The following is a 204-nucleotide window of genomic DNA, read 5'->3' as shown; positions in this document are numbered from 1 at the left end:
GGCCTGGGCGCGGGGGAGGTGGGGAAGGATCTGGCTGGCGGTGTAGTCCAGGGCGTCGCGGCGGCTTTCGCGGGCCATGCGGCGCAGGAGGACGGGGTTCGCGTTGCGGCGGCGTGTCTGGCGGATGTGGTCGCGGGAGTCGGCGGCGTCTTTTTCGAGGTAGGCGGTGGCGGTGAGCATGTCCAGGTCGGTGACGTCCTGCAG

Annotated in this window: 1 protein-coding gene; it reads right to left on the bottom strand. The window is 71.6% G+C overall.

Annotated features, from left to right (window positions below; genetic code table 11):
- The coding region (locus OO54_RS41290) for a hypothetical protein (RefSeq protein WP_033213104.1) at positions 1–204 on the bottom strand (204 nt) is incomplete at both ends.

The organism is Streptomyces wedmorensis, assembly GCF_000716445.1.
GTDB classification, from domain to species: Bacteria; Actinomycetota; Actinomycetes; order Streptomycetales; family Streptomycetaceae; genus Streptomyces; species Streptomyces wedmorensis.
This window is presented reverse-complemented; position numbering and strand designations above follow the sequence as displayed.